This window comes from Chryseobacterium sp. CS2K3 (genome assembly GCF_059515185.1).
Genome location: NZ_JCAKRW010000016.1, coordinates 53,655 through 78,223, shown reverse-complemented (window position 1 = coordinate 78,223; position 24,569 = coordinate 53,655). Strand labels below are relative to the sequence as shown.

Annotated in this window: 18 protein-coding genes; 4 read left to right on the top strand and 14 right to left on the bottom strand. The window is 35.1% G+C overall.

Annotation, left to right across the window (positions count from 1 at the left end; genetic code table 11):
- Positions 1 to 562: 562 nt before the first annotated feature.
- Positions 563 to 3,430, top strand: a complete 2,868-nt coding sequence (locus tag AC5YGG_RS20010) for a M16 family metallopeptidase (protein WP_496146198.1) — start codon at positions 563 to 565, stop codon at positions 3,428 to 3,430.
- 46 nt (positions 3,431 to 3,476) lie between these two features.
- Here the strand turns inward: AC5YGG_RS20010 and AC5YGG_RS20005 are convergent, their stop codons facing one another.
- From AC5YGG_RS20005 to AC5YGG_RS19995, 3 genes are all read right to left on the bottom strand, one after another.
- Positions 3,477 to 4,562 carry a GNAT family N-acetyltransferase gene (locus AC5YGG_RS20005; protein WP_496146197.1) on the bottom strand — a complete coding sequence of 362 codons (1,086 nt, stop codon included), beginning with the start codon at positions 4,560 to 4,562 and terminating at the stop codon, positions 3,477 to 3,479.
- Positions 4,559 to 5,560 carry a polysaccharide deacetylase family protein gene (locus AC5YGG_RS20000; protein ID WP_496146196.1) on the bottom strand — a complete coding sequence of 334 codons (1,002 nt, stop codon included), beginning with the start codon at positions 5,558 to 5,560 and terminating at the stop codon, positions 4,559 to 4,561. The genes AC5YGG_RS20005 and AC5YGG_RS20000 overlap by 4 nt, the downstream gene beginning before the upstream one ends.
- A gap of 68 nt (positions 5,561 to 5,628) precedes the next feature.
- A complete protein-coding gene (locus AC5YGG_RS19995; RefSeq protein WP_496146195.1) occupies positions 5,629 to 7,767 on the bottom strand; it encodes a S46 family peptidase in 2,139 nt (712 codons plus the stop codon).
- A gap of 387 nt (positions 7,768 to 8,154) precedes the next feature.
- Between AC5YGG_RS19995 and AC5YGG_RS19990 the strand changes: the two genes are divergently transcribed.
- Positions 8,155 to 8,622 carry a copper resistance protein NlpE gene (locus tag AC5YGG_RS19990; protein ID WP_496146194.1) on the top strand — a complete coding sequence of 156 codons (468 nt, stop codon included), beginning with the start codon at positions 8,155 to 8,157 and terminating at the stop codon, positions 8,620 to 8,622.
- 38 nt (positions 8,623 to 8,660) lie between these two features.
- On the opposite strand, the gene AC5YGG_RS19985 is transcribed toward AC5YGG_RS19990, so the two are convergent.
- Positions 8,661 to 9,308 (bottom strand): MgtC/SapB family protein, encoded by a 648-nt coding sequence (locus AC5YGG_RS19985; protein WP_496146193.1) that lies wholly within the window; start codon positions 9,306 to 9,308, stop codon positions 8,661 to 8,663.
- 150 nt (positions 9,309 to 9,458) lie between these two features.
- Between AC5YGG_RS19985 and AC5YGG_RS19980 the strand changes: the two genes are divergently transcribed.
- Both AC5YGG_RS19980 and AC5YGG_RS19975 read left to right on the top strand, forming a co-directional pair.
- The gene (locus AC5YGG_RS19980) at positions 9,459 to 9,857 is read left to right on the top strand and encodes an immunity 22 family protein (protein ID WP_496146192.1); all 399 of its coding nucleotides are present in this window, start codon (positions 9,459 to 9,461) and stop codon (positions 9,855 to 9,857) included.
- A gap of 211 nt (positions 9,858 to 10,068) precedes the next feature.
- Positions 10,069 to 10,461 (top strand): hypothetical protein, encoded by a 393-nt coding sequence (locus AC5YGG_RS19975; protein ID WP_496146191.1) that lies wholly within the window; start codon positions 10,069 to 10,071, stop codon positions 10,459 to 10,461.
- Positions 10,462 to 10,543: 82 nt separating this feature from the next.
- Here AC5YGG_RS19975 and polA read toward each other — a convergent pair whose 3' ends face one another.
- The 10 genes from polA to AC5YGG_RS19925 form a co-directional block, all read right to left on the bottom strand.
- Complete coding sequence (polA, locus tag AC5YGG_RS19970; RefSeq protein ID WP_496146190.1) at positions 10,544 to 13,378, bottom strand: DNA polymerase I; 2,835 nt, start codon at positions 13,376 to 13,378, stop codon at positions 10,544 to 10,546.
- An 81-nt stretch (positions 13,379 to 13,459) separates the two neighbouring features.
- A complete protein-coding gene (locus AC5YGG_RS19965; protein WP_496146189.1) occupies positions 13,460 to 13,894 on the bottom strand; it encodes a hypothetical protein in 435 nt (144 codons plus the stop codon).
- 95 nt (positions 13,895 to 13,989) lie between these two features.
- Positions 13,990 to 14,403, bottom strand: coding sequence for a type VI secretion system tube protein TssD (tssD, locus tag AC5YGG_RS19960; RefSeq protein ID WP_496146188.1), 414 nt, complete (start codon positions 14,401 to 14,403; stop codon positions 13,990 to 13,992).
- Positions 14,404 to 14,784: 381 nt separating this feature from the next.
- Complete coding sequence (locus tag AC5YGG_RS19955; RefSeq protein ID WP_496146187.1) at positions 14,785 to 16,125, bottom strand: hypothetical protein; 1,341 nt, start codon at positions 16,123 to 16,125, stop codon at positions 14,785 to 14,787.
- Positions 16,126 to 16,129: 4 nt separating this feature from the next.
- Positions 16,130 to 16,687: a hypothetical protein gene (locus AC5YGG_RS19950; RefSeq protein WP_496146186.1), complete on the bottom strand. Its 558-nt coding sequence runs from the start codon at positions 16,685 to 16,687 to the stop codon at positions 16,130 to 16,132.
- Positions 16,688 to 16,746: 59 nt separating this feature from the next.
- Positions 16,747 to 17,829 carry a LysM peptidoglycan-binding domain-containing protein gene (locus AC5YGG_RS19945; RefSeq protein WP_496146185.1) on the bottom strand — a complete coding sequence of 361 codons (1,083 nt, stop codon included), beginning with the start codon at positions 17,827 to 17,829 and terminating at the stop codon, positions 16,747 to 16,749.
- The gene (locus AC5YGG_RS19940) at positions 17,829 to 19,946 is read right to left on the bottom strand and encodes a type VI secretion system Vgr family protein (RefSeq protein ID WP_496146184.1); all 2,118 of its coding nucleotides are present in this window, start codon (positions 19,944 to 19,946) and stop codon (positions 17,829 to 17,831) included. Before AC5YGG_RS19940 ends, AC5YGG_RS19945 begins: the two co-directional genes overlap by 1 nt.
- 206 nt (positions 19,947 to 20,152) lie before the next feature.
- Positions 20,153 to 20,560: a type VI secretion system tube protein TssD gene (gene tssD / locus AC5YGG_RS19935; RefSeq protein WP_496146183.1), complete on the bottom strand. Its 408-nt coding sequence runs from the start codon at positions 20,558 to 20,560 to the stop codon at positions 20,153 to 20,155.
- A gap of 353 nt (positions 20,561 to 20,913) precedes the next feature.
- Positions 20,914 to 21,780, bottom strand: a complete 867-nt coding sequence (locus tag AC5YGG_RS19930) for a lytic transglycosylase domain-containing protein (RefSeq protein ID WP_496146182.1) — start codon at positions 21,778 to 21,780, stop codon at positions 20,914 to 20,916.
- Between the two features lie 59 nt (positions 21,781 to 21,839).
- The gene (locus tag AC5YGG_RS19925) at positions 21,840 to 24,335 is read right to left on the bottom strand and encodes an ATP-dependent Clp protease ATP-binding subunit (protein ID WP_496146181.1); all 2,496 of its coding nucleotides are present in this window, start codon (positions 24,333 to 24,335) and stop codon (positions 21,840 to 21,842) included.
- Positions 24,336 to 24,569 lie beyond the last annotated feature (234 nt).

The following is a 24,569-nucleotide window of genomic DNA, read 5'->3' as shown; positions in this document are numbered from 1 at the left end:
AGAAAAATTTTAAACATTTGTTTGAAGGATGGGAATTGGAGAGCGTGGAAGAGTTTTATAGGGAAAATAGATATGATAGAGCAATGTTGGGGTCTTGTTGCCTAGTTGCTGGTTCTTGGTTGCGGGTGTTAAGTTGCGGGTTGCTCGTTCTTAAGTCTTATTCTCAAAAAACATAAATAGTAAGGTTAGGCTAAAGCTGGGGCAAGGGAGAATATTTGTTTGAGTGGGCTTGTGAATTTAAATGAAATAGGGAAATTTAGAAAGTAGAAGAACTTGGATTATATTATAAAATAGGATAGCTACCCTTCTACCTTATATAATATATAGAGATAGAAAATAAAAAAGCTTTGTTGAGATCCCTACGGGATGATAAAGATTGTAATAATGAAGACAAGTTCAAAAGTGGCACAACCTATTACCTATTACCTATTACCTTTTGTTCGATTCATCTGTTCAAATACAGTAATAGATGTAATAATGGTGAAAAGCATAAAGCATATTTTTTCGATTGCTTACATTTGTATCACATTCTGAATCTATAAGAATGAAATGAGCCTACTATATGACAGACATACAATATAAAGAAACGAATCACACAGATATAAATCACTACGAATATACTACGGTAAACCACGATGAAAATAAGGTAAGAATCTATACATTAAAGAATGGCTTAAAGGTTTTCCTTGCCCAGAACTTTGATGCTCCAAGAATTCAAACATTTATTCCCGTAAGAACCGGAAGTAATAATGACCCTGCCGACAATACCGGGCTTGCTCACTATCTGGAACACATGATGTTCAAAGGAACATCGAAGCTAGGAACTCAAAATTGGGAAAAAGAAAAAGAACTTCTTGATCAGATTTCAGCATTATATGAAGAACATAAGGCTGAGCAAGATGCAGAGAAGAAAAAAGAAATCTATAAAAAGATCGATGAAATTTCTCAGGAAGCCAGCCAATATGCTATTTCCAATGAATATGACAAAGCAATTTCTTCCCTAGGCGCCAGCGGAACAAATGCTCACACATGGTTCGATGAAACAGTTTACAAAAACAATATTCCTAATAATGAACTGGAAAAATGGCTAAAGATTGAGAAGGAAAGATTCTCGGAAATTGTTCTACGCCTTTTTCACACGGAATTGGAATCTGTATATGAGGAATTCAACAGAGCACAGGATAATGACACAAGACTTGTCAATTATGAACTGATGTCAGCCCTATTTCCTACTCACCCCAATGGACAGCAGACAACTCTTGGAAAACCGGAGCATCTGAAAAATCCTTCCATGAAAGCTATTCATAAGTATTTTGATGAATATTATGTTCCTAATAATTATGCAATGGTATTGGTGGGTGATCTTGATTTTGAGGCAACGATTCAATTGGTAGATCAATATTTTGGAGCCATTCCTTACAGAGAGCTTCCGAAAAAAACACCTATTATTGAGCAGCCAATAACCGAAATTGTTGAAAGAACAGTAAAAAGCCCCACCACTCCACGGGTTCAGCTAGCCTGGAGAACGGATAGCTACGGTACACGTGAAGCTATGCTTGCGGATATTGTAGTAAATATTCTTAGCAACAGAGGCGAAGCCGGGTTATTGGATCTTCACATTAATCAAACTCAAAAGATGCTTTGGGCACAGGCATTCTCGGTTGGATTGAAACAATATGGATATTTTTCAATCGTTGCCGTTCCCAAAGAGTCCCAAACATTGAAAGATGCCGTAAAAATGGTGTTAAATGAAATTGAGCTCATTAAAAAAGGAGATTTTCCAGACTGGATGCTTCCTGCTATCATTAATGATTTCAAACTTCAAAGAATGAAAGGGCTTGAAACAGCTGAAGGACTTGCCACTACTTTATATGACATCTATATAAAAGGCAGAACCTGGGAACAGGAACTGAATGAAATGAACGAATATGCAAGTTTCACTAAAGAAGAGGTGATCAGTTTTGCCAATACTTTCTTCAAAGACAATTATGTGGTTGTCAATAAAGAAAAAGGAGTGAATGATAAATTGATAAGAGTTGAAAATCCAGGGATTACTCCTGTGAAGATCAATCGTGAGGCACAATCAGAGTTTTTACAGGAAATTTTATCTGAAAAAACGGAAGATATCAAACCTGAATTTATTGATTATAAAAAAGAGATCGCAACGGATCATATTAAAGATAAAAAATTAAGCTTTGTAAAAAATAAATACAACGATATTGCTCAGGTTCATTTTATTTTTCCTTTTGGAAGTGATCATGACAGAGATCTGGGAATTTCAACACAGTTTTTACAATATTTAGGGACAGAAGATTTTTCTCCGGAAGATCTAAAAAAGGAATTCTTTAAAATTGGGGTGAGCAATGATTTTAAAACAACAAATAATCAATTGCTGATTTCTTTGAGCGGACTGGAAGAGAATATTGAAAAAGGAATTGCACTTTTACAGCACTGGATGAAAAATGTACAACCCGATCAGGAAATTTATCATCAGTTTGTAGGAACTATTTTAGAAAACCGTCAGGCGATGAAGAAGGATAAAAGCCGCATTATGACAGCTTTAGTTAATTATGCCAAGCTTGGAAATACTTCCCGTTTTACAGATGTTATTTCCCAAGAAGAACTTGAAAGCAGTAAAGCGGAAGCATTCACAGACCGAATGAAACAGCTTTTCAATTATCCTTATCAGGTCTTTTTTTACGGAAAGGATTTTGAAAGATTTAAAGGTTATATTGGTCAATATATTGAAAATGAAACCCTTCAAATCCCTGAACCTAAAAAATATCCTGAACCAGCCACGGGAGGAAACGTTTATTTTGTAAACTATGACATGGTTCAGATGGAAATGAGTAAAGCCGGAAGAGGGAATCTTGTTAATCCGTCAAATTTTGGAAAAATCAATGTTTTTAACGAATATTTCGGAAGAGGTTTGTCTTCTATTGTTTTCCAGGAGATTCGTGAAAGTAAAAGTTTAGCATATTCTGCTTATGTTTCTTACTCTGCCAATGCGGAAATAGAACATCCTGATTATGTGGTTACCTATATCGGAACTCAGCCGGACAAATTGATGATCGCTGTAGATACGTTGAACCAACTGATGAATGAGCTTCCTGAAGTTCCTATTCAGTTTGAAAATGCGAAAAATGCGGCATTAAAACAGATTGCATCAACCAGAGTGACCAGAAATAATATATTCTTTAATACCTTAAGATTAAAGAAACTGAATATAGACCATGATTTCAGAAAAGATATTTATGAGCAGATTCAGGGATTAGAATTTGATGATATTAAACAATTCTACCAAACAGATATTCAATCTGTAGATTTCAATACTGCCATTATCGGTAAGAAAGAAAATCTGGATATGGAAGCTGTAAGTAAAATGGGAATTTTTACAGAAGTAAGTCTTAAAGATATTTTCGGACATTAAAAACAAAAACCACTCAATTGAGTGGTTTTTTATTTATATTTTGCGCTTATGTCATCAGACAATCTCCGTCTCCATCCTGAAATTCAGGATTAAAATCTTTTGGCAGTTCTTTTAATAATTCATGACGGAAAAGATAATCACGCTTAAAGTCTTTTTCATAAATTTCCGCAAAAATTCCGGATTCACTGATCTGTTGATTCAAAGCTTCATGATAGCTCGTCATCATCTTTACATTATTTTTAATGATAAAATGATTTAAAAAGTGAATCATCGGCTTCAGATTGTTCTGTGTTTTTGAAAAAATATAGGGAATTTTTAGATGCCCATCACGCAAAAGCAATAATGAACAGATCACCAAATCATCATTTTCATCATAGATTTTAACCCATATATATTTGAAAGATTCTGCGAAGCTTGAAAAGAAATACTTATTATCTCTACTTCGTCCCTCCAGAACCCAGGGATGATTAATAAAATAATTGATCTGGTCTACATTTCTCTTACCTTGAAAAGTATTGAGATAGCTAATGATCTCCGAATCAATATCAGGTGTGATTTCAAATCGGATCTCCGGTTTTGTGACCATAATATTTTTTAATCCGATCAGCGTGTTAGCAATTGTGTCACCCATCTGTAACAGTGGACTGAAAGTCTTTGCCCAAGGATTTTTACCGATAATAAATGTCGATGAATCTACTTTAAAATAGTAACGTTTTCCACTTTTGGGAAAAACATTTTCAACATTTCCCATATGATTAAAGAAAACCTCAGCTTCTTTGGTAAACTCAGCCATGATCACACGATTTTCGTATGCTTCCAAGGCTTGCTTCAAAAGGGCTTTTGCAATCTTTTTTCCTCTGAATTCTTCGCTTATATACAATGTACTCAGCCACGCAAAACTGATATTTTTATCCTCAATGGAAAAATAATCGGGAAGACATCCCATATATCCGGCAAGTTTTCCTTCATAGAAAGCAAGAATCAGAAGTGTTTGCTCCTCTGTAGCCTGGGGATTATTGATATGAGATATTGCACGATGTTCTGTAATAGGAAGAAAATCATACTGCTGATAATCACCGGATGTTATAAAGTCTTTCAACTCTTTTTTGTTCAATGTTTTCAGCTGCATCATTTTCTTACAATAGTGTTTTTATTCATCAGTTTTTTTAGTCTGAAATAAGCTATTCCTTTTTTCAAAATCCTTTCTGCACTCTCTCCCATTTCCATTGGAATTCTCTGAAAATTTTTCTTTTCACTATCCAGCTTTACTCCTGCTGCTCCAAAACTGCAATACATCTCTTCATTTTTAAAAAGTTCATCAAAAAAGTCCTTTTTAACACCAAAATCGGTGAATGGAAAAGCAAAACTTTCATATAAAAATCCATTTTCCTTTAAGTAAGCCAATGTTTTATTCGTTGTATCGATTTGCTGCTCAAGGGACAAATCTCCGTATTTCGGGTGATCCCAGCTGTGAGAAGATATTCCAAAACCTTTTGCTGTAAGTTTTTTCAGTTCATCAGTACTCAAATAGGGTTTATATTCTTTCAAATAGGATTGAAAGTCTACTTCAAGTTTTTCTGCAAGTGTATCAAGGATATCTTTTTTCTGATAGTTAATGGTCAAAAGATGCCTTTGTAATATTTCCGTTGCTGTATTATTTTCAAGTGATAAGAAACGATATACTTCGGGATCAATTACTGTTGATCTAGTTATTTTTTCAATAAGAAGACTAGATTTACATCTGAACATTAGCTCTTTATTATCTATAAAAGCAGGGTTGATGAAATTACAGGCATAAATTCCCTTACGCTCCAAAACAGGGGCAACGAGATCATAAAATTCTCTGAAACCATCATCAAATGTAAGTAAGGCAATCTTTTTTTCAGATTTTATATTCCCTGAAGTAAAATCTTTAAATTCATCCCAATCTACGAACCTGAAATGTCTTGAAATATAATCCAGGTCTTGCTCAAACTGTCTTGTATTTTTATACTTAATAATATGTTTTATATGGGGCAAATCCTGATCACAAACACAATGATAAACAGGCAAACAATAATCCAGCGGAAATGATTTCCCGATATTATCAGATTCGAAAGCAGTAAAGAGATTAATGATTTTATCCTTCATCCTAAAAATAAAAAGAATCTATTCGAAATAAATTCAAATAGATTCTTTAAAGGTATAACTTTTTAAAATTATTTAATGATCTTCATTTCATCAACAAGCCATTTTGCATCTGCAAATTTCTCAATAATGAAAAGAATATATTTGGTATCTACCATGATGTTTCTGCTGAAACGCGGATCGTAGTTGATGTCACTCATCGTTCCCTCCCACTGTCTGTCGAAGTTTAGACCTACTAAGTTTCCGTTAGCATCAAGAGCTGGGCTTCCTGAGTTTCCTCCTGTTGTATGGTTTGTCGCTGTAAATCCTACAGGAACATCACCTGTTTTATCTTTATAGATTCCGAAGTCTTTCTTATTATAAAGCTCGATCAGTTTCTTTGGAACATCAAATTCATAGTCTCCAGGCACATATTTTTCCATTACTCCTGCAAGGTGGGTCTGATATCCGTAAGATACAGCATCTCTTGGAGCGGATCCTTTAACTTTACCGTACGTTACACGAAGTGTTGAGTTTGCATCCGGGAAGAATTTTCTGTCTTTATCAGTTTCCATCTGCTGAGCCATGAACTTCTTCTGTAAGGCATCAATTTTTGCCTGAAGAGAGGTATATTGAGGATCAGCGGTCTTTGTATAAGTTTCTTTCATAGAAATATACAACTGATAGATAGGATCTTTCTTTAACGTCTTGATTAATTTATCCTGATTAGAAAATGCTTTTTCAATATCTGTTGTTAAAGTTCCACCGTTTACAGCTGTTCTTCCTGTAATGATAGAGTTTTTAGACATATCTTCCACTACGGGAATGTTTGCATTTTCATCTTTATATTTACTGAAACCTGCCGGTAAAAACTGTGGAGCGGTTTTATTAACGTATAATGCCAATAATTTCGCTGTTACTTTAGCATCAAGTTCTGCACTGTAATCCTTGTAGAAAGAGGTTACTTTTGTTTTAAACTTCGCAAGTTCTTTTTCATCCATTCTTCCTGCTTCTACAGCAGTGATGAAATCATTATAATCTCCTGCAAGCTTCAATGTCTCAGCATTTCTTATTACTTCTGTGTAATAAGCATTGTTTAAAGCGTAAGGAGCCTGATCGTTATAAAGTTTGTTCAATTGGTCTAACGTTGTCTTAATCTCCGGATTTTTAGCAACTAAAGAACCTTCATACATTACTTTTTTCTCAACAGCATTAGATTTTTTCAATCCTTCTACTTCACCGATCCATTTTTTCCAGTAATTAGCTACTGAAGCGTATTTCGAAGCGTACTTAATACGTGTTTCGTTATCTGCACGCATCTTTTCGTCTAATGTCTTTAAAGCTACATCACGAACAGCAATTCTTGCAGGATCAATATCTTTCATGATCTTCTCTACTGCTACTGCCGGAAGGTATTCTGTAGTTCTTCCAGGGAATCCGAATACAAAAGTAAAATCGTTTTCGTTTTTATCCTTTATAGAAACGGGTAAGTAATGTTTTGGTACGTAAGGTACGTTGTCTTTTGAATATTCTGCAGGCTTATTGTTTTTGTCTGCATAGATTCTGAACATTGAGAAGTCTCCCGTATGTCTAGGCCAAACCCAGTTATCTGTATCACTACCGAATTTTCCAATGCTTTGAGGAGGTGCTCCTACAAGACGGATATCTTTATATGTTTCAATAGTGTAAGCATAGTATTTATTTCCATAATACATAGGCTTCACCATGATAGACTGATAAGATTCTGTTTTTTGAGAATTCTTATAGACCTCGATATTGTTGTTGATCTTTTTAGTGTACTCAGGCTCAGTAAGTTTATCTGTGCCTTCCAGGATCTGGTAAGTAACTTCTTTAATATCAACAATAAAGTCTACTTTTACTCCCGGATTAGGAAGTTCACCATTCATGTTTTTAGCCCAGAATCCGTTTGAAAGAAGATCGTTCTGAACCGTAGAATGTGCCTGGATCTGACCATATCCACAGTGATGATTGGTCAAAAGTAATCCTTTAGGAGAAATAATTTCTGCAGTACATCCGCCGTTAAACTGTACCACAGCATCCTTTATGCTCGGTTTCTGGGGGTTAAAAATATCTTTTGCAGAAATTTTCATTCCCAGGTCCTTCATTTCCTTTTCATTCAGTTCTGTAGGAATCCACATTCCTCCATATTGTTGTGCAAATGCCATTGCAGCCGGCAAAAGAAATACGGATAAAAGTATCTTTTTTGTCATAATCAAAATTTTGCCCGAATTTACGAAGAAAAATAAGAACGGTCCCCATAAAAGGGCTGTAAAAGTTGATAATGATAGTTTTTATAACAATAGATTAAACTTAATAATGAATTTTATTTCACAAATAAAGAGTAGATTCTATTATTTATAAAAAATAGCAGACAAAAATAAATTGACTATTCATCATACATTGTAAATATTTCAACAGTAAATTTATTTCACAAATAAAGGATAAATATCTATACGTTTAAAAAGTTAATAAACATGACTGATAAATCAATAAGTATTGAATTATATTACAAAATCAGCTATTTTTACCTTTTAATGGCTCGATTTTTGTTTAGAACAAGTAAGTTTAATAAAAAAACATTTTTAATTAATTTTACGATGAAAAAGAATATATTCGTTCTGGGAATTGGAGCAGCTTTATTCCTTGCTTCCTGTTCTAAAAAAGATTCTGTTGAAACTTCTGCTACAGCTGTACAATCTACTCCTTCTGACAGCATTGTTAAGGCTACTCCATCCGCTGCCGGTGACACTTCCGAAAATTCGTTAGACTGGAACGGCACTTATGAAGCCATCGTCCCTTGTGCAGACTGTCCTGGAATAAAAACCACTCTAACATTGAATAATGATATGACCTTCAGTATTACGGAGGAATATCTTGACAGAAATTCAAAAAACAGTGATACAGGTACTTTTAGCTGGGATACTACGGGAAGTATTATTACTTTAAAAGGAAAAGCAGCAAGCTATAAATATAAAGTCGGTGAGAATTCATTAATCCAACGGGATATGGAAGGAAATGAAATTGACGGTCCAAACAAGGATCTTTATGTTTTCAAGAAAAAATAAAAAATAAAGGCTTCTGCCTTTATTTTTTTTGCTTTGTACTAAAATTGATACGATATAATCCTACTATCTTTCATCATATACTGTATGACTGCTTCATGATTACTGCTTTTTCCTACCAGTCTCCATGTAACGGCTAAATTCCCTTTAGTATATTGCTGCTTGAGCATCATATATTTTAAATGGTGTTCTTTAAAAAAGTTTTCACAATATTGTAAATCTTCAGGTTCTGACAAAGCTATTTTATACTCCCTTACTTTATTATAATTATCAATAAAGGATTGAAGATAAGTTAGGGCACTCAGAATGATTAGCACCAATGCTGTTCCCAACAATGAAAAATATACGTAGCCTGACCCCACCGCCATTCCTATGGAAGCGGTAGCCCAAATAGTGGTAGCCGTGGTAATTCCTTCAATTTTATTTTCACCTTTAAATATGACTCCTGCTCCCAAAAAACCAATTCCTGTTATAATATTAGCTGCGAGACGATCAGGATTCTGCACTCCAATTTTAATGGAAAGAATCGTAAACAGACAGGCGCCAAAACAAACCAGAATAAAAGTTCTTAATCCTGCAGATTTATTGCGATACTCACGTTCAGCACCAATGAACAATCCAAGAATGACAGAAATAAAGATGAGTAAGAGTTCGTTTTTGACCGTATAATGGTCCTGAAGAAATTCCATTTTAAAAATTTTAACCTTAGAATAAAATTACGATAAAAAAACTTACGGAACTACTTTTGATATTCCGACTTTCATGTGGCTTCAAAGTGGATTTCACAGAAAACTTTTGTAATATTACATTTTTAAAATTAAGACAACAAAAAATAGATTATGGACAAGGAAATTTCACACTTCTGGTTGGGATATTTTAATAATGAAGAAGAATTTTACGCTTTTGTAGAAGAGAATGAAGATTATTATCTGGAGGAGGAATCTGAAGATCAATATGTTTCAAAATTCGCAGAGTCTCAAAATATCAAATGGTTTGATGATGATTTTATTGAGTATGGTTTTGAAGATGAGCGATTAGGACTTTATGATAAATTTGCAGAATATTCTTATGCAGATCAATGGCTCCCTATTCTTGAGAAAAAGCTTAATGACCTAAGTCTGGATACTCCCGTAAACGCTATTATTTTTGCCAGCAGATTCGTTATTCCTAATCCTGTTTCTGTGGATGGAGAAGAAAACAAATTATATTATCTTGGTGAGATTGAGTTCGATGTATAATATATAGAAATTATAATATATTCGAAATAATGGATATCTCAATAACGGATATCCATTATTTTTATCTGTGGAATTCTTACTTTTTCCGAAAAAAAATAAAGAAAACAATCACCATCATAATCAAGATATTTTGAAAGGTCAAAACTCTACCCGGGAACGCCGGATTCTCTCTTTTTTAAAAAGGTTTTCTATTAGTATCGCCATTATTTTCGTGATTACAATATTACAGATGTATTGGGCAATGGGGATATTGGCTGATCAGATATCAAGCAGTTGTATGAGCTGTAGTTTTCTTGATGATGCTGTTTTTATGTCCTTTCTTACGGGAATTTTTCTGTCTGCTGTATTTGCTTTATTCAATTCTTCTCAAAAGGTTTTTATTAAATATATTACTGAGCTTTTATTATTGATGAGTATTTGGATATTCTGGAATTATTCTGTTTTTGTAGACAGGGAATCATCATGGAGTACGTATGATTTTAAAGCTGAAATGTATACTACCTTATCACAATCCTTTTTTCCTGTTATTATTCTTGGATGTGGATGTGTTTTTCTTTTACATTTTAAAGAAATAAAAGACAGATTTGTATCTACAAAAAATTAATTTAATTTTTCACGGTTGAATAAAAACAAAACTTCCGCCCAATGAGCAGAAGTTTGTTATATCATTTAATGGTAAATTGTAATTAATGTGCTTCCAGCCAATTGTCTCCAACACCGATTTCCACTAATAACGGAACCTGTGTTTTCAAAGCATTTTCCATTTCTGTTTTAATCAGTTTTGAAGCGGCTTCAATTTCATCAGCAGGAGATTCAAATACCAATTCGTCATGTACCTGAAGAAGCATTTTTGTTTTTAAATTCTGTTCTTCCAGCTCTCTGTCTATTTTGATCATCGCAATTTTTACGATATCTGCAGCACTTCCCTGAACCGGAGCGTTTACAGCATTTCTCTCAGCGTGACCTCTTACCACAAAGTTATTAGAATTAATATCTTTTAAGTGACGTTTTCTGCCTAAAATAGTTTCTACATACCCTGTCTGACGCGCTTTATTTACCTGCTCAGCCATGTATTCTTTTAATTTCGGATAGGTTTCAAAGTAAGCTTCAATCATCTGCTTGGCTTCTGTACGGGATAATCCTGTCTGTTCTGCTAATGCAAAAGCTCCCTGTCCGTAAATAATTCCGAAGTTTACTGTTTTTGCCTGACTTCTTTGGGTCTTGGAAACTTCCTCCAAAGGAATTTTAAACAGTTTTGCAGCCGTGGATGCATGAATGTCTTCTCCGTCCTGGAATGCTTTAATCATATTATCTTCTCCTGAAATCTCAGCAATAAGGCGAAGTTCAATCTGCGAGTAATCGGCTGAAATGATCTTTTTACCTTCTCCTGAAACAAAGGCTCCACGAATTTGTTGTCCTCTCACTGTTCGGATCGGAATATTCTGAAGATTAGGATTCACACTTGCCAGACGACCTGTAGCAGCTGTGGTTTGTGAGAAATTGGTATGTACCCTGTCATCATGTTTATCAATCTGTGATGGCAACGCATCTACATAGGTTGATTTTAATTTCTGGTACGTTCTGTACTCCAGAATATGTTTAATGATCTCATGCTTCGAAGCTAATTTCTGAAGAACATCTTCTGAGGTTGCGTATTGCCCTGTCTTTGTTTTTTTAGCTTTGGGATCAAGCTGCATTTTTTCAAAAAGAATTTCACCTAACTGTCTTGGTGAATTCATATTGAATTCTTCTCCTGAAAGTTCAAAAATAGTAGCTTCCAGTTGTTTCAGATCATTCTCAAGATCAATACTTTCCTGTGCCAGCCATTTTTCATCCAGAGAAATACCTGCGAGTTCCATTTTAGCCAATACTTCCATTAAAGGCATTTCTATATTATAGAAAAGTTCTTCAAGGTTTTCTTTTTTCAGTTGTGGTGCAAAAAGTTCGAATAGCTGGAATGTTACATCTGCATCTTCTGCTGCATAATCTGTCTGCGTTCTAAGGTCTGCATCTCTAAAGTTCCCTTGTTTTTTACCTTTCTTACCGATGATGGTTTCAATGGAAACAGGTTTATAATTAAGATATACTTCTGAAAGATAATCCATCCCGTGTCTTCCGTCTGGATTTAACAGATAATGAGCAATCATCGTATCAAACATGGCGCCTTTTACGGTAATGTCATACTGCTTTAATATCTTATAATCGAATTTTAAGTTGTGAGCAATTTTCAGCAGATCTTCTTTTTCAAAAAATGGTCTGAAGATTTCCAGCGTCTGCAAAACTTCATTTCTGTCCTCAGATAATGGAATATAATAGGCAAGTCCTTTTTTATAAGAAAAGCTCATTCCTACCAACTCTGCTGCCAGCTCATTTAATGATGTGGTTTCTGTATCAAAACAAACTGCTTTTTGCTTCAGTAAGTTATCAACTAATTTTTTCTGAGCTTTAGGGTTATTAATGAACTGATAAAGATGATCGTTATGTTCAATGGAAGATTTTGTGGAAGTTGCCTGATCCAGTTCTTCAAAATTGGCAAAAAGATCTAACTGCATTACCTGTCCTTTTACCTCAGTACCAGCAGGAGTTTGTTTTACCTCAACCTCACTTACCACTACGGTTTCTGTAGCTGCCGGAGCAAATGCTCTGTATAGATTTTCATAAAGCCTTCTGAACTCTATTTCTTCGAAAACTTCTCTTACTTTTTCAAAATCAGGAGTTTCAAGATCATATTGCTCCTGATGGAATTCTATAGGAGCATCACAGATAATGGTAGCCAGCTTTTTTGACATAATTCCGCGTTCTGCAGAAGCTTCAACTTTTTCTTTAAGTTTTCCTTTCAGCTTATCTGTATTTGCCAATAAATTTTCAATGCTTCCGAATTCTTTCAGGAATTTCATTGCTGTCTTTTCTCCTACTCCTTCTAATCCGGGAATATTGTCTACAGCATCTCCCATCATGGCAAGAAAATCAATAACCTGTTTTGGGTCCTCGATTTCATATTTTGCCTTTACTTCTTCTACACCCAGAATCTCTATATCACCGCCTTTTAAACCTGGCTTATAAATCTTAATTTTATCAGTAACCAGCTGTGCAAAGTCTTTATCCGGTGTTACCATGAAAGTGGTATACCCTTCTTTTTCTGCTTTGCAGGCAATGGTACCAATGACATCATCTGCTTCATAACCTTCCACTCCAAGATTCGGGATATGCATTGCTTCAAGAATCTTGTGAATGTATGGAACAGCAATTTTGATTGCCTCGGGAGTTTCGCTTCTGTTTGCTTTATAATCTGCAAAATCATCAGTTCTTACGCTTGCCCTTCCTACATCAAAAACTACAGCCAGGTGAGTCGGTTTTTCTCTTCTGATCAACTCGATCAATGAATTGGTAAAACCAAAGATGGCAGAAGTATCCAGTCCTTTACTGGTAAGCCTTGGATTCCTTATCAATGCGTAATATCCTCTGAAAATCATCGCATAAGCATCGATGAGAAACAGCCTTTTATCTTGTGTTGCGTCCATATTATCTATAATGAACAAATATAAGAAAATAGGAAGATAAATTGCTAGTTTTAGGAAGTGGTTGTGAGAGTAAAGTACGGATTAACAATCATGGTTTTCGTAGCTTACTTTTTCCATTTTTTCTTCGTAACCTTCCCTATCTTTTTTGCTGATGGGTACTTTTTTCAATTGTACAGGTAGCTGTCTTTTGTTATCAGGGCTGATCCAGATTCCGTTCATGGTATCTCCTTCTTTTTTAAGGATCATTAAGCCTGTAAAGCCGTGTTCCACCATTGCGAACTGCTGTTTTGCTCCTTCTGTAACATTAAGTTCCAACCAGTTACTTACTTTTTCGTAACGATACATTGCATTATAAAAAGGATCTCCTCCGCAGCCATTTTCTACAGACTGCAAGAACAGGGTTACCGGCATTTTCCCATCAACGGTACCTTTGTATAAAGTTGAATTGTTTTGAGCCTTCGCGAAAATAAATGATAGGCTGAAGATAATAACAGATAGTATTTGTTTAAGTCTCATTATTGAATTTCAAATTATAATAGTAATAAACAAAACAGCATGCTCTTAGAGCATACTGTTCTGTTTTAATTTTTTTATTAAGTGTTTCGTTCGGCTTATTGACCGTCTGATGGCCAAAGACCTTCATATGCAGAATTACCGTATTCAATTGTTTCTGCACTTACTACGAAGCTGATTAGCATACTGTTAGTATCTACTGCATCGAAGTCTACTTCGTGCTGGATTACATATCCATTGTTCCACTTTAAAGTGATCAAAGTTCCTTCTTCGTGAGACTTGTTGAATGTAATTTCTCCTACTGTCGGCTTATATTTACCGTTTAGTAAGCTTTCAAGGATGTCAGATTTTTCAGTAGCTTCTACTGTAATCTTGATTAATGCGTTAGAAGGATCTGATGCTACACGTCCTGAAACGTCTGTAGATCTTGATACGCTGTAGTTCAGCTTTAATAATTTTTGTCCTTCTCCGTTGTTGAATTTTAAGATTCCTCTCGAATTTCTTTCTGCCATGATTTGTAAATTTTAATCGTTAATAATATTTTGTTGTTCAATATTTATATGACAAAGATAGAGTGCCGGGAAGTGAAAAAAAAGCTTTTGACAAGAAATCTGAAAAATTGTAGTAGTTCTACGATTTTATGTCGTAATTCTACGACAATAGAGTTAAAAAATACTGCAATTGCTTATTAATAAATATTTTAACCATTTTTAAAATTTAATAAAAAATCACAACTTATATCTCATTTTAGAGAGATAATTTATCACAAACGACCTTATTATGATTTAAAAATTAATTAAAAACTATTCTTTCTGAAAAACAATTATCCAACTGTTTTAGCTCAGCCAGAGTAGAAAAAATAAGCCAATAAATTTCTCTTAAAAGCTACTTTACTATTTTTCAGACATAACTTTAATAGAATTTGAAGCATCCTGATCATAGATCTGAGCTCCTAAACGTAAAGCTTCATTGCCAAAATAGGATGATATAAACGGTGCAACCACCAATGCTGTAGCATTTTTAATATTCTTAATGCTTTCCTTATTATTTGCCCGTATACTTTCCTGTTTCAGATTTCCTGCTTTATCATAATTCCCCTGCCTGTTCATTCCTGTTCCTGTACCACTTTTATTAGTAAAAATATCTTTTGCTGATTCGCCGTATTTTCCACTCCTGATATTTTCAAATACTGTTTTAACAGCAGGTACTTCACTCACTTTATAGGTTCCGGCTTTCTGTGCTTCAGCTATGGCATTATTGATTTCTGCAATCTGCTGTTTGCTGGCACCATTTTCAATCATATTTTTTCTCACCCCGTAGAGTGTCTGTAAAGTATCATTATTGGCTGCCGGATCTGGCACTGAACTCCATTGCTGCCCATCGGGTTTTGAATTCACTTCTCCTTTAATTGTACCATAAGAATTACTGGTTCCTTCTAATTGAGCTATATTCTCTGAAGTCCAACTTGTTGCCGGGCTGAATATATATGGATTGATAATATAATGTCCCGCTGCCGTCCATCCTAAAAAAGCACCTGTAGTAGATAATACACTTAAAGTAGGGGCGCTCATTCCTAAAAATCCTGCTCCTGCAGCCGCTCCTGCTCCTCCCAAACCGGTTCCTGCTAAAAAGCCCGTTAAAAAACCTGCTGCTGCATTTGTAGTCAGCTCACGACGATTGTTATATCCTATGGCTTCCGCAGCTTGTTTAGCACTTGATTCACTTATAAAAGGCAGAAGCATACCTCCTGGTTCTTTACATTTAAGCATAGAATTTTTTACCAAAGCCAAATGTTTTTCTTTTAAAGAGACATTGGAACTGTCAAATCGTACTGTGGGATGATAATGAACCCATTTACTTTCTTCATATCCTATCATCTGAGAGCAGGTAGGGCTTTGCATCATCTGCCAGATCCCATAAGCTAAACAGCCTACTGCAATCAAGCCTCCAACAACCCAACCTATCACAGGAACTGTAGCTACTGAAGCAGCTACAACTAATCCGGTTACTACTCCGGCTCCTACAGCAGCGGTACCAGCTCCACTACTCCATCCACTTTTACATGTGAAATCCTCAGTAATATTTTTATCTAGTACTACAAGAAAGACTCTGCGTTGACTTCCCAATTGAACTGTTTTTGCACTACGGTCTTCAGACAAAGTCAATTGTTTGTATTCTATTCCTAGTTGATTTGTACAGACTACATAGGTCTTATCCGGAAGATATGAGCTCATAACTTTACTTTTTTAGATAGGTTAATTTTACCGTTCCAGGAGGTGATTGCTTTACAGTTCCATCTTTTTTTGAGTAATTCTTTTCAAAATACGGTTGTATTTCTTTAATAAAATCCTCTAACTGCTTTAAATCGTCCTGATTTGAAAAAGGTGTCAGTCCACTATTTCCAATTCTCATTCTTACACTTTCATTATTTTTAAATATGCTTACATATTTAAAGCCTGGATTTCCAAAAATCTTAAACTTTGAAATTTCATTAAACTGAAACATCCATTTTTTATCTTTAAAAGAAATCAGTAAAAATTCTGGTTGTACTTCTATATTCCATACACTATTCATATTTCTACCTAATATTTTTGCAAACAGAAGCCCTATTGATATTCCTAATACCATTCCACCAAGAATAATATAAAAGGGAATATTTCTAAATTCAATACCTGTAATATTATTGTAGAACCAGATCGTCAATACGCTAAATATCAGAAAAAAGGGTATGATGGATAATCCAATGATCAGTTCAGTTTTTAGATCAACACCTACAATTTTATATTTCTTATTCATTCTTATTACTTTGATATTCACGAATCATATTATATATCCTTAAATTTCTTATTGATCATTTAAGATGTATAATTGTGCAGTTTTTTTAAGTGATATTCGCAATGATTTTCTATATTATCGGCAATTTGCTCTATGATAAACAGATCTGCATTTTCAATAGTCTTTTTCTCTGTATTCCATTCTCCCCGTACCCTGAATTCCAGTTTATATTCTGTAAAATTATACTTAATACCTGGTTTATGAATTTCATCATACTTTTGTTTGATCTCTGAAATAAGCTCATCATTCAAACGGACAGTTCCTACTTTCCTAAACTTTACTATATTATTCTCTTCAGAGATTTTATCATATCTGAAGTCAAGAGGAATGATAATGGGAGGAACAAGAGTAGACATAAAGTTAAACTCTTCATTTTTTATATTCTCAATATTTTGTACCAGAATTTTATCAAAGAGAGTAAAATACAAAAGGTTTCTTCGGTATTCCTCTTCCATTAATTCATAATCTACAGCAAACTGACGATCACCCATGGCAAGCAGTTCATTCACAGCATGTTCATTGGTTTTCATAAGCTGTATGATAAACTCATCCTTGTAAAACTCATTCTTTTTAAATTCCTGCCACTTTTCATTGATCTCCTTTTTATTGTTGATCTGCTCTAGTCTTCCATTTTCCTGAGAAATATTAAAAAAGATCTGGTTCTTGATAAACTCTGTTTTAGAAATAAATGCAAAAGAAGGATTCAGATATGTAGGATTAAAGTCAAAATGGTGATCTTCAAGACCAACAAAAAATTTATTGTTTCTGAAATGACTTTTTACAACATACTGAAAGTTCTGCTGTAAAAAATGAACCAGATTCCCGTTGATTTTGGAGGTATTTACCTGCTCACATCTGTATCTTGATTTTCTTTCAAATTCTTTAGATTCCTGTCTTTTTTTCTCTTCTGCTTCCCGTACAGATTGTAGGGGGAGAAATACGTACTCAAGATGGATGGGTAAATAATCTCCTGTAATAGATTGAGTAATAAGGCTATGGGCATTATGGAAATTTATCAGATCCTTAACACTTATTTTTTCCTTTTCTGCTATTGTTTGTAACGTATCTCCCTGTTGTACTTTATATTTTGTAAACTCCATCATTAATTAATATCAACCTGTTCTCCTTTTATTGTTACATTTTCATCTATTTTAACGCCGGGAACTGCTCCGGTCTTTCCTAATTCAGTAAGAGTACTTCCTATAATTTTAGTAGTGGTTCCTTCTATCGTGATATTGATTCCCTTAATCGTAATGTTACCACTTTCATCCATTGTCACGGAACTACTTCCCGTTTCAAATTTTATTTCTTTAGTACTTGTAATGTTTACTTTGCCGGCATTATCCATGGTAATTTTGGAATTTCCTTTCCCTACATCTATTGTTGTATTTTTTGCAACGTTTATGGTAAGATTATTTCCAATAAATTCTTCACTATTATTACTTACCTCTGTTTTAAGGTTTCCGGTTCCGCTTAAAGTGACATGATTTCCATTTTTATCTTTAATCTCAATTCCTGCTCCATCATTCAGGCAAATAATATTTCCGCTTTTACTAGATAAACTTTTAATATTATTACCGGTTCCGCCGCCGCCACCAATACCGCCATGGAACATCCCACCCATTACAAACGGGCGATCCGGATGCTGATGTACAAAATTGATAATAACCTGATCTCCTACTTCCGGAATAGACATGAAGCCTCTGTTTTTGTTCACTTTATCGCTGCTTCCCGCATCAGGAGACATAACGCGGATAAATTCTGTGAAGTCCGGACCGTTTTGCCAGTCGAATTGCACCTGAACCCTACCCTGGTTTTGAGGATCTGTATTTGAAATTACCTTTGCAAATTGCGCTTCTGCTCTAGGGGTTTCAAATTCAGAGCGTGGAAGAAATCCTGTATCTGCAGCAATAGCTTCAAATTTTCCGTCATAATATCCTCTGGCATCCACTTCATGGGTAACTTCTATAATCATCAGCTTGGTAAAATAGGACGTTTCATTACTTGCAGATTTACGCATTTCAATATCTGCGGTACATCCGGGATAAAGAAAGGGTACTGTTGTTGTTCCTGAAGTAATAAAAACCTCTGATGCCTTACTACCAGCCGTTCCTTTCTGAGAAGCATCAATATCCATGAAAGATGATGCTTTTATGGGTGCCACTCTTAAAGAGGGTGTTGTAAAAGTTTTTTCTGATATTTCGTAAGCTCTTCTTGCAATATCTGAAGTATGGTTAATTTTTGAATTCCCGGTAATCAGTTTTTCATTTTTACTGCTATTATAACCATAAAAGCTAGGGCTTACATGCTGAGCTTTCATTTTAATAGCGATATCACTTACGCTACTTCCATAGGTAAGTTTCACAGGTTTTTCCTGAGGCGGAAGTTTCCCGAAATGCAGAACTTCCCCGTCATAATAAAACTGCTCGCCATAGGCTTCTGCAATTCTTGCAAGATAATTATAATGGGTTTCTTCGTATTGTGAGCTGTAGGAAACATTTCCGTGCTGTGCGTCAATTCTGAAATCGAATTTGTTTTGTCCCAAACCTTCTCTGATCACATGATCTGCAATACTGTTCAGGCTTACAGGCTGGCTTCCCCCAAAACTTTGAATATGCGGTGCTGCATCTAAAAGTACAGTCGGGCTATACCCTTTAAGAACTATATTCCCAAGACTTCCTTTCTCCTGGCTGAATCCTACTTCTGTAACCACTCCCACGAAATTACGTTCTGCTCCTTGTTCAATATCTTTATATTTGAAAACAACGGTAATACGTTTTCCAAGGAAATTTTGCGCTTCTTCCAAGTTATGGTTTTCAGCTTTTCCTAAAGTATCATGGGCTAATGTAAGACTGAATTCATGATGCTTAGCAGCACTTTGGGTCAGTTTAAAATGTTTAAAATGCTTAATAATCTGCCCTTCAATGACCACATCCAGCTTTACCACACGGTTAATTCCTGCAATAAAACTTTCCGGAATGGCTTCGGCATTATGTATTTTTGAGGTTGGCTGCTTTGCCCACACTTTATCTCCGATTATGGAAGGGTTGTTGGGAACCTGAGTTTGGTTCATAAACAGATTGGCTCCCTGTGCAGAACTTATAACCTGTTGTCCGGCTTTTGTTACTTTTTCCTCAGCATTTTTAACGGCATTTTCTTTTATTACCTTTATATCACTCTTTTTATTTTCTACCTTAGTGGTTTTATTATCCTGAAACATAGCGCTATATGTTTTAAATTAAATAGTAAATACAATGCTGATCGTACAGCACCTAACAGAATCAAAAAATAGAGTTGAGATATCAACTTTTCATGGGAAAATCACCCTGAAATTCAGCACTCCCTATAATGGAAAAACAGAACAGCATACTCTTACGAGCGCACTGTTCTGTACCAATTTTATTTTTACTAAGATGATGAATAGGCTTAATTACCTGGCCACAGTCCAGCGTACTGAGAAATACCATAATCAATGGTTTCAGCACTTACTACGAAACTGATCAGCATACTGTTAGTATCTACTGCATCGAAGTCTACTTCGTGCTGGATTACATATCCATTGTTCCACTTTAAAGTGATCAAAGTTCCTTCTTCGTGAGATTTGTTGAAAATAACTTCACCTACTGTAGGCTTATATTTACCGTTCAATAAACTTTCAAGAATATCTGATTTTTCTGTAGCTTCTACTGTAATTTTGATTAATGCGTTAGAAGGATCTGATGCTACACGTCCTGAAACGTCTGTAGATCTTGATACGCTATAGTTAAGCTTTAATAATTTTTGTCCTTCTCCGTTGTTGAATTTTAAAATTCCTCTCGAATTTCTTTCCGCCATGATTTGTAAATTTTACTCGTTAATAATATTTTGTGATTCAGTGATTGTGTAGCAAATATAGAGGCTCTTTTTTTCTAAAAAAAACTTTTAACTATAAATGTGAAAAATTGTAGTAGTTCTACGACTTTTTGTAGTAATTCTACGACATTGGATATAATAACTCTACTTAAACAGCCTAAAACAAACACTTTCAAAACATTTGTAAAGCATTGATAAAAAGGTTACTTTCCCACATACCGGAGAAATATTAAGATCTCTTTAAGACAATTTAGCATGCTTTAACAAATCGTGAAAAAACACAAAAAAAGCCGTCAATAACTGCGGCTTTCTTTATTTTTAAGCAAAAATTAAATTTATTGCTGAACTCCACTTCCTTCTTTTATTGATCTTGAAAGGATTTTAGTTTTTCTTAAAAGGAAATCGGGCATTAAATCGGTAGGAAGATAGAATGTACTTTCTCCTTTTTGCTGTAATTCCTGTACAATTCCGGGGTTCCAGGCAAGAATTTTGTCAACCTCTACATTCAGTTCATCAGCAATTACGTTCAGACTGAATCCTGCATTAATTTCAGTTTCTGAAAGGGAAGTATCCATTACTTTTCTGTTTCCGCCTTCAAAGAAAACTTTATTAAGTCTTGAGGAGTTATAATTAGTCAATACACTTTCAAGTTCTCCTGTTGCATAGCACGCATTCAGGTATTTCTTTACATGATTAATTGTTTCTCCCGGAAGATATTTAGAAAACTCGTGATAGTGTGAAGATCCGGCTGTCTGCATTGCTTTGGCAATATTTCCTTCTCCACAGTTGTAGGCGGCTACTACAGTTACCCAATTGTTGTACTTCTTATAAAGGTTAGCTAATGAAACAACGGCAGTTTTTGTACTTTTATAAATATCTGTACGGTTTTGTTCTGAAAGTCCGTACTGATTTGCATGTGCTGTCATAAGCTGCCAGATCCCTACTGCTCCGGCGCTTGAAGTAATATTTCTGTTAAAATGAGATTCAATCAGAGCCAGATTTCTCAAATGTTTCGGAAGTCCTTTCTGTAATAGTAACTGCTCAATAAATTCAACAAGATCTTTATTTGAATTAATGATCCCCTGATATTTTTTTACGCTGGTTTCTGAAGTATCGGAAGCAGCAAGAAACTGTCCGTTTACAAAAACAGTAGTTCCCAACAACATGACACCTGTAAAGATATTCCTGATTATCGTTTTCATCTTAAATGTATTTATAAAGCAGAAAGACAAATCTGCCTTTCTGCTATTTTATTTCTCAATTAATCTACTTTCCAGCTTAATTTTTCCTCTTCTTTGTTCCAATCTACATGAATGGTCTGCCCGGATTTCACTTCTTCTCTTACGATCATTTTGGAAATTGGTCTCGCAAGCTGTGCACGTATCACACCGGAGATTTGTCTGGCTCCATATTTACTGCTGAACCCGCCCAATGCAAGATTTCTTACTGCATCATCACTTATTTTTAAGGCAATTCCTAGTCTTGTCAATGAAGTATGAAGTGATTTTAGCTGGATGTTAAAGATTCTTTCCGCGATAGATTCCGTGATTGGTGCAAAAGGAATAATTTCTGTAATTCTTGCTAAGAACTCCGGTCTGAATCTTCCTGAATTAGACATAATTTGCATCAGTGATGATGATTCCGGTATTTTTCCTTCTTCAAACTGTTTTACAATTTCTTCACTTCCGATATTGGATGTAAACAGGATTAAAGCGTTACTGAAATCTCCTTCTTTTCCTAATTTATCATGTACTTTACCTTCATCCATAATCTGAAGGAATACATCAAAAACGGAATGGTGAGCTTTTTCAATTTCATCAAATAAAACAACGGTATAAGGCTGCTGTCTGATCTTATTCACCAACATCCCTCCTTCTTCGTACCCTACGTATCCCGGAGGCGCCCCATATAATAATGCTGCTGAATGTTCTTCTTTAAATTCCGACATATCAAAACGAACCATTGCTTTTTCATCATTGAAAAGTAATTCTGCCATTGATTTTGCAAGCTCTGTTTTTCCGGTTCCGGTAGGTCCTAAAAGGAAGAATGATCCAATAGGCTGTCCCGGTTTATTTAATCCGCTTCGGTTTTCAACAATAGCATCGGAAAGGATTTTCAGTGCATGATCCTGCCCTACTACTCTGTTTAATAAAAGAGATTCCATATTCAGGAGCTTTTCTTTTTCCTGAGCCTGAATTTTTCCAATTGGAATATTGGTTTTGGCAGCCATCACCGCAGCCAGCTCCAGGCGGTCTACTTTTTCTCTTTTTTTCGCAGCATGCTGTAAAAGTTCAGCATAAGTATCTTCAATAATCTTCTGGATCTGATCTACCGGCATAGAATTATCTATTGCAGGCTGCTCACTTAATGAACCCCATAAAATAGGGCTTATTTTGTCTCTTAATAAATTATAAGTCCAGATCAGTTCATCTGCTTTGTCTTTATTATCAAGATATTCTTCTTGTAAGATTTCATCATAGCTTGTTTTCCAGCTTTCCAGTTCTTTTTCTGAAAGTTCGTCAAGCATTTTAATTGCTGCCATTGTTCTGTCTAACAAATCGATTGCTGCATCTGGCAATTTTTTACCTTTTGCATATCTTTTTGCTAAGCGAACACATTCCGGAAGGGCTGTTTTTTCTACTTCGATGCCGTGGTGTTTTTTATAGCCTTCTAAAAGAACGTCAATCATTTTCACGCAGGTTTTTTCGTCCGGTTCATTTACGGTTAAAACCTCAAAACGACGGTTGAAAGCCTGTTCCGGCTCGATGATTTTTCTGTATTCTTCCTGAGTAGTTGCTCCGATTACAGTGATCTCTCCTCTTGCCAATTCCGGTTTTAAAAGGTTGGCAACATTTCCTATACTTCCTTTTGGGTCTAAAAGAGTGTGGATTTCGTCAATGAAAAGTATTGCTTTTTCGATTTTCTTACATTCATTGATTACTTTTTTCAGACGGTCTTCAATTTCTCCTTTGTAAGAAGTTCCTGCCAGTAAAGCTCCGGTATCCAGTTCTAAAAGGGTACCGTTTTTCAGCATATCAGGAACATTTCCTTTTGTAATTTCAATAGCAAATCCTTCTACTAAAGCGGTTTTTCCTACTCCCGGTTCTCCGATGATAATTACATTGGGTTTGCTTCTACGACAAAGAATTTCGACTAGCATTCTCAGTTCTTTGTCTCTACCGATAATATTTTCAAGGTTTCCGTTTCTTGCCTGTGCTGTTCTGTCTACACAATAGCTTTTAATAGACGGAAGGGATGAATCTGAGAATTCTGATCCATTGGAAAATAAAGAGGCAAAGTCTCCGTTTTCTGATACGGTGAAAGGAGTGTCTTTTCTGTATAAATTAAAAATATCGTGTTCTCTTAATGGAAGAGATTTCAATTGTTGAAGTGAAAATACAACCTGAGGTTTCACAATGGCTGTAAGGATACAGATTGGAGTGATCTCATCCAATCCTAGTTTTAAACGGATATCGTCTGCTTCTTCTATAAGAGTATCTACCGCTTCATCCTGACCTACCTCATCGGGAAGATGGCTGGTTTTTGGATATTCTTCAATACGAACATCTGCCCATTCGTAGAAATAGCCGGGATCTTTATCTATGCTTTTTAAAAACTCGTTAAGACCAATATCTTTGTGCATTAATGCCTGTAAAATATGTGGTCCGCCATAGGTTCCGTTATAGTTTTCCCTCGCTATCGACTGAGCAATATGAAATAGCTGTTTTACTGTTTCGTTGGTTACTAGTACTCCCATTTATAATTTTTCTTATATTAATATATTTGCGTTCTGTTTTAATTTTTCTTTCAGATCAACTGATTGAAATGTGGCTTTTCTCCTTTGGTGTTCAAGAAGTCAAAAGTTGTTTTTTATTTTGCTAAAATTAAATATTTTATTCTAAACGAGATAAAGATAGGTAATTCTTCAATTAGAGAAGTAATAACGCACTTTTTTTATTGATACAGGCGTTTCCAAAAATGGGTAAAATCT